5 protein-coding genes and 1 pseudogene are annotated in these 5,337 nt (G+C 58.6%); all 6 read right to left on the reverse strand.

The genetic code is table 11. The features are described from left to right. Nucleotides 1-160 precede the first annotated feature (160 nt). The gene (gene rluB, locus A3754_RS03160) at nt 161-1,003 is read right to left on the reverse strand and encodes a 23S rRNA pseudouridine(2605) synthase RluB (protein ID WP_063518826.1); all 843 of its coding nucleotides are present in this window, start codon (nt 1,001-1,003) and stop codon (nt 161-163) included. Then, nucleotides 996-1,949, reverse strand: coding sequence for an SMC-Scp complex subunit ScpB (gene scpB / locus A3754_RS03165; RefSeq protein ID WP_063518827.1), 954 nt, complete (start codon nt 1,947-1,949; stop codon nt 996-998). The genes rluB and scpB overlap by 8 nt, the downstream gene beginning before the upstream one ends. A gap of 2 nt (nt 1,950-1,951) precedes the next feature. After that, on the reverse strand, nt 1,952-2,947 hold the full coding sequence (locus A3754_RS03170; RefSeq protein WP_063518828.1) for a ScpA family protein: 996 nt from the start codon (nt 2,945-2,947) through the stop codon (nt 1,952-1,954). A 12-nt stretch (nt 2,948-2,959) separates the two neighbouring features. Then, nucleotides 2,960-4,174, reverse strand: coding sequence for a tryptophan--tRNA ligase (locus tag A3754_RS03175; RefSeq protein WP_197468417.1), 1,215 nt, complete (start codon nt 4,172-4,174; stop codon nt 2,960-2,962). Nucleotides 4,175-4,314: 140 nt separating this feature from the next. Continuing rightward, on the reverse strand, nt 4,315-4,938 hold the full coding sequence (locus tag A3754_RS03180; RefSeq protein ID WP_063518829.1) for an L-threonylcarbamoyladenylate synthase: 624 nt from the start codon (nt 4,936-4,938) through the stop codon (nt 4,315-4,317). A 96-nt stretch (nt 4,939-5,034) separates the two neighbouring features. After that, a pseudogene (locus tag A3754_RS27070) lies at nt 5,035-5,337 on the reverse strand (PHP domain-containing protein); the annotation flags it as partial.

A 5,337-nucleotide genomic window follows, 5' to 3' on the forward strand; every position in this document is an offset into this window, starting at 1 on the left:
AGGCTGGCCCGCACTCGTTGTTGCGCTTTTTCGATGGATGGACATATCTCGATCCCAGTTAGGGGACACCTTCAAAAGCGCGCCCTCTGTGCCCCGAATGGGGTATAGATTGCGAACCAGCCTGAAAGACTGAGTACACAAGGAGTTTTTCAGAGGTTCCCTAGCGGCGATACGGCCCGCGGCGGGCCTTGCGCGGTGGCTTGCTGCCGCTGCGCTGGTGGCGCAGGCGAGCACGGCCGTAAAGCCCGGTGTACTTCTTGCCCTTGAGTTCCACCTTGTCGATCAGCGCTTTCATTTGCTCCGGCTCCAGCTCCATCCAGCGCCCCTGACGCAACTGCGGAGGTAGCGTCAGGTCACCAAAGCGGATCCGCATCAGGCGAGCCACTTCCAGGTCCTGGGACTGAAACAGGCGACGCACTTCCCGGTACTTGCCGCCGGTCAGCGTGGCCTTGTACCAGTGGTTGGCGCCTTCTTCTGCGCCACCGGCATCCTCGATGCTATCGAATTTGGAAACACCATCCTCCAGCAACACACCATCAAGCATGGCCTGGCGCTTTTCCGGGGTCATGCCGCCCCGAACCCGCACCGCATATTCGCGCACAAAGCCGTTGGAGGGATGCATCAGGCGGTGGGCCAGTTCACCGTCGGTGGTGAACAGCATCATGCCAGTGGTATTGATATCCAGCCGGCCGACTTGCACCCAACGCATGCCTTGCAGGCGCGGCAGGTTATCGAACACCGTCGGGCGCCCTTCGGGGTCGTTGCGTGAGCACACTTCTCCGGGGGGCTTGTGGTACATAATGACCCGCTGAACGGTGTCTTCTTCGGCCTTCACTTTAATTATCCTGCCATCTACACGTAGGGTATCTTCACTGCCAACCCGGTCACCCAGGGTCGCTACAGTCCCATTGACCGAGACGCGACCGTCGCTGATCCAGGTTTCAAGCTCCCGGCGGGAGCCCAGCCCGGCACGGGCCAGGACTTTCTGTAATTTCTCACTCATGGGGCGTTCGGCTTTCCTCTGCGCTGTCGCTCGGTTCCTGCTCCTGATCAGAAGCATCATCTACCGCGACATCATCACTATCGTTTGCAGCGCCGTCCGGCTCAGTGGAGGCATCATCCGCCACCGCGTCATTGCCAACTGGGGCGGGCTCAGCGTCATTCTTGTCGCCGGGTTTACGGCGGAATTCCTGTTCAAAGCTGGCCAGTACGGAATCGACCTTGTCCATGCTCATTTGTGTAGAGTCGTCGATTTCCGGTTCCGGCTCAAAACCGGGGATGCTCCCCTGATCACCCGGCAGGCGCACTTCATGTTCGCCAAAGCCATCATCATCCACGTCACCTTCGGAGGCTTCGTCAGCATCGCCCTCACCCGCTCTGCTGGGCGGCACATCGGTCAGGGCCAGCTCCTCATTCAGCTTGTCCAGGTCGCGAATCTCGGCCAGCGACGGCAAGTCTTCCAGGCTCTTTAGATCAAAGTAGTCCAGAAACTGTTTGGTGGTGGCGAACATGGCCGGGCGGCCCGGCACGTCACGGTGCCCGACAACTCGAACCCAGTTTCGCTCCAGCAGGCTTTTGACGATATGGGAGCTTACCGAAACGCCACGAATTTCTTCGATCTCACCACGGGTAATCGGCTGACGATAGGCAATCAAGGCCAGGGTCTCGAGAATCGCCCGGCTATACCGGGGTGGCTTTTCCTGCCACAAGCGGCTCACCCAGGAGCCCAGCTCAGAGCGTGCCTGAAAGCGAAAGCCCGACGCCACTTCCTTGAGGAAAATGCCCCGACCTTCGTATTCGTCAGCCAACTGCTCAAGGTATTTGGACAAATCCTGCTTGCTGGGTCGATCTTCTTCATCGAACAAGGCCAGCATGCCGTCACGGTCCAGCGGCCCTTCGGCTACAAGAATGGCGGCTTCAATGATTCTTTTTATTTGCTCAGCGTCCACGCTTACCCCTTGGTTCCATCGTGAGCTTCGTCATCCACCGCATCGAGAGTGCCGGTATCACTTTCATAGGCATCCGATTCGGCATCGGGTTCATCCTCGAGCTCAAGGCCGGCTAAAAGATCTGACTCTTCCAATACCAGCGTTTTCGCCTTCACGTGAATAGGCGCAAAGGCTTCGGTCTGAACCAGTTCGATCAGTGACCCTTTCACTAGCTCCAGTGTGGCCAGGAACGTAACCACGACCCCGAGCTTGCCCTCTTCCGGGTTGAACAACTCGATAAAAGGCACGAATTCGCGCCCTTTCAGCTTGTCCAGCACGCTGGCCATGCGCTCGCGGGTGGACAGCTTTTCCCGTGATACCTGGTGGCTTTCAAACATGTCCGCACGATGCATGACTTCTTTCAGTGCCAGCAGTAACTCGCGCATATCCACATCCGGCTGCGCTTTCTCACGGGTGAATTCCGGGCGCTTGGCTTCGGCAGGAAAGACGTCTCGCTCCAGACGCGGCAGTTCATCAATATCTTCCGCCGCTTTCTTGAAACGCTCGTATTCCTGCAGGCGACGAATCAGCTCGGCGCGGGGGTCTTCACCGTCCTCTTCTTCGTCTTCCTTGGGTCGAGGCAGCAGCATGCGCGATTTAATTTCGCTGAGCATGGCCGCCATGACCAGGTATTCCGCCGCCAACTCGAAGTTCATGGCCTTCATCAGCTCCACGTACTCCATGTACTGGACCGTGATGGTGGCCACCGGAATATCGAGGATGTCGAGATTCTGGCGCTTGATCAGGTAGAGGAGCAGATCCAGCGGCCCTTCAAAGGCCTCAAGGAAGACTTCCAGGGCATCCGGCGGAATGTAGAGATCATCAGGCAGCTTGGTAATGGCCTTGCCATACACCAGACCAAACGGCATTTCCGACTGGCTCGGGTGCAGAGGCCCGAGCAGGCCTGCTGGCTGCTTGGGTGCCGGATCTTCTGCCGTGTGCTCTACCGTTTCCGTCATGCTCTGCTCCGCCTAGCGGTAATTCAGGCCCATGGCTGCGCGCACTTCTTCCAGTGTGGCGCGGGCGGCTTCGCGTGCTTCCTCGCACCCTTCCGCCACAATGGTACGGACCAGGTCCGGATTGCGCAGGTGCTCTTCCGCACGCTTGCGAATGGGCTCCAACTCTTCCTGAACCGCTTCGATGATCGGCTTCTTGCAATCCAGACAGCCGATGCCGGCACTGGTGCAGCCTTCGCGCACCCACTGCCGGGTAGTGTCGTCAGAGTACACCATATGAAACTGCCATACCGGGCAGTTATCCGGGTTGCCGGCGTCGGTGCGGCGGACCCGGGCCGGGTCTGTGGGCATACGGCGAATTTTGTTGTCCACATCCGCGGGCTCTTCACGCATGCTGATGAAGTTGCCGTAGGATTTGGACATTTTCTGACCATCCAGCCCGGGCATTTTGGAGGCTTGTGTGAGTAGCGACTGAGGCTCAGGCAAAATGACCTTGCCCCCACCCTCCAGGTCGCCCAGCAGGCGCTCTTTGTCACCCAGGGTAATATTTTGTTGCCCGTCAACCAGCGCCCGCGCTGTTTCCAGCGCCGCTTCGTCGCCTTGCTCCTGATACTGGCGACGGTGGTTCAGGTAAATCTTGGATTGCTTCTTGCCCATCTTCTTGATGGCAGCGTCCACGGCTTCTTCAAAGCCCGGTTCGCGGCCATACAGATGGTTGAAGCGACGGGCGACTTCCCGGGTCAGCTCCACGTGCGCTACCTGATCTGCCCCCACCGGCACTTGACCGGCCCGATAGGCGAGAATATCGGCAGACTGCAGCAGCGGGTAACCCAGAAAGCCGTAGGTGCTCAGATCTTTCTCGCGCAGCTTTTCCTGCTGATCTTTATAGGTAGGCACCCGTTCCAGCCAGGACAGCGGTGTCATCATGGACAGCAGCAGATGCAGCTCGGCGTGCTCTGGCACCTGGCTCTGGATAAACAGCGTGGCCGAACCCGGATTCACCCCGGCGGCAAGCCAGTCGATCACCAGGTCCCAGACATGCTGCTCAATCTTGTGCGGGTTTTCGTATTCAGTGGTGAGTCCGTGCCAGTCTGCGACAAAGAAGAAACACTCAAACTCATGCTGCAGACGCGCCCAATTTTTCAGCACGCCATGGTAGTGCCCCAGATGCAGGCGGCCAGTGGCGCGCATGCCGGAAACAACTCGCTGGGAGGGAACCACGGAACTCAAAGCCAACTCCTTATACCCTGTAGGTGGCATTCCAGGGGGAACGCTGCGGGGAAAGCCCGCGATTATACGGCGAACCGCGCCGTGAGGGACAGCGACTTGTCAGTGTCTGGTCAAACCCTGAGCAAATCCCTGCAATTTGACTAATAGATGGCGTCGACTGGACCTGCGCCTTCACGCACCACCACCGGTCCCTCCCCTTCAGACAGGGAGATGACGGTGGTTTCCAGGGTGCCGCAAAAGCCCCCGTCGATCACCAGGTCCACGTGATTTTCCAGAAAATCGCGCACGTCTTGCGGGTCGGTGAGCGGAAACTCATCGTTGGGCAGGTGACAAGTCGACGTCATTATCGGTTCACCGTGCTCGGCCAGCAGCGCCTGACAGATGGCATGGTCAGGGACTCGAATACCGATGGTGCGCTTTTTGGGGTGCATCAGCCGGCGTGGCACTTCGGTGGTGCCCTGTAAAATGAAGGTATAGGGTCCTGGGGTGTGCGCCTTGAGCAGGCGGTAATCCGGGTTGTCCACCTTGGCATACACCGCCAGCGCAGAGAGGTCGTGGCAGAGCAGCGTAAATTCGTGCTTTTTGTCCAGTTGGCGCAGGCGAATCAGGCGATCCAGAGCGGCCTTTTCACCAATGCCACATCCCAGCGCGTAGGTGGTATCCGTGGGGTAGGCAATCAGCCCACCGTTACGAATGACGTCCACGGCCTGTCTAATCAGGCGGGGCTGGGGTGTTTCGGGATGGATGTAGATAACGTCGGTCATAACTTCAGTTGGTAGTTGATAATTAATAATTGACAGGTAACGTCAAAACATTGACGCAACCTATTGTTTTAGCTGCCAACTGTCCACTATCAATTGTCAGCTGGTTAGCCTCCCTTCCCACACCGGCCTGGCGCCTTTGGGCACCGGCGGCAATCGCCCCAACGCCAGCCATTTCTGCTCCGGCGAATGGAAATCCGATCCGGCGGACACCTGCAGATCAAAGTGTTGCCAGCATTCATCCAGCAACGCGGTCTGTTGCGGGGAGAGCCCGGGCATGGCCACTTCCAGGCCGTCGCCGCCGGCTTCCTTGAAATGGGCAAGAAACTGGCGCAGTTTCTTGCGCGTCATCCCGTAGGCCTGCGGATGAGCCAGTACCGCGGTGCCGCCGGCAGCATGAAT

The sequence above is a fragment of the Alcanivorax sp. HI0083 genome, from assembly GCF_001635175.1.